At 66.2% G+C, this 1,353-nt stretch carries 2 protein-coding genes; both read left to right on the forward strand.

The window, feature by feature from the left end; translation table 11 throughout:
* Positions 1-598: SDR family NAD(P)-dependent oxidoreductase (locus tag LPZ50_RS24865; RefSeq protein WP_230665497.1), on the forward strand; the 598-nt coding region annotated here is incomplete at its 5' end.
* Between the two features lie 34 nt (positions 599-632).
* The coding region (locus LPZ50_RS24870) for a CaiB/BaiF CoA transferase family protein (protein WP_230665498.1) at positions 633-1,353 on the forward strand (721 nt) is incomplete at its 3' end.

Here is a 1,353-nt window from a genome sequence, read left to right on the forward strand (position 1 = left end):
GGCGCTGGCCCCGCAACTGCTCACCGTGGCCGCCGACCTGGCCAACAGCCAGGCCCTGCAGGCGCAGGCCGACCGCTTGCTGGCCGACGGCCCCATCGACGTGCTGATCAACAATGCCGCCATCTATCCCTCGCGCCCCTTCGAGGAATATAGCGACGAGGAACTGGCGCGCGTGCACCGCGTGAACGTGGGCGCAGCGGTGCAGCTGACGCGGGCCGTGCTGCCCGCGATGCGCGCGCAGCAATGGGGCCGCATCATCAATATCACGTCGATCACACTGTCGGGCGGGTGGGAAAACCTGCAGCCTTATGTGCAGTCCAAGGGCGCCATGCTGGGCAACACGCGCGCCTTCGCCCGCGAATTCGGCAAATGGGGCATCACGGTGAACGCCATTTCCCCCGGCGCCTTCCCCACCGATGCCGAGAAGATCCACCCCGACCCCGAAGGCTACAGCCGCATGGTGCTGGAACGCCAGTCGGTGAAGCGGCGCGGTCATCCCCAGGATATTGCCTCGGCCATCGTGTTCCTGGCCTCGGACGAGGCCGGATTCATCTCGGGCCAGAACCTGGCCGTGGATGGCGGCTGGATCATGCACTGAAGGTTTACACGGCCATATCAATCAAGGAATAAGCATGGGAATCCTGTCCGGGTACAAGGTACTCGACTGCTCCATCGCCATGGCGGGCCCGTTCGCGGCCCAGCGGCTGGGCGACCTGGGGGCCGACGTCATCAAGATCGAACCCATCACCGGCGAGTGGCAGCGCCACGCGCCGGCCGGCGGGCTGAAAGGCAATCGCGTCAATGTGTCGTTCTTGTCGCTGAACCGGAACAAGCGTTCACTGGCGGTAGACCTGAAAAGCCCCGGCGGCCAGGCCATCCTGCGCGAACTGGCATCGCAGGCCGATGTGTTCATCCAGAACTACCGGCCCGGGGTGGCGCAGCGCCTGGGCGTGGACTACGCGACGCTGTCGGCGCTGAACCCGCGCCTGGTGTACGCCAGCATCTCGGGCTACGGCGAAGACGGCCCCTATGCCCAGCGGCCCGGGCAAGACTTGCTGCTGCAGGCCATGTCCGGCGCCATGCTGTCCACCGGGCGCGAAGGCGAGCCGCCGCGCGCCGCCGGACAATACCTGGTGGATGCCGTCACCGCCTACTGCGCTTTTGAAGGAGTGCTGGCCGCCCTGCTGCATCGCGAGCGCAGCGGCGAAGGCCAGAAGGTGGAAGTGAACATGCTGGACGCCATCACCACGCTGCAAATGCAGGAACTGTCGGTGTACACCGTGGGGGGCAAGCCGCAGGTGCGCAGCGCCGAACCGCATGCGCACGTTTATATCCGGTCGCCTTACGGGGTGT

Source organism: Bordetella petrii, from assembly GCF_020991325.1.
Taxonomy (GTDB): Bacteria; Pseudomonadota; Gammaproteobacteria; order Burkholderiales; family Burkholderiaceae_B; genus Bordetella_A; species Bordetella_A petrii_E.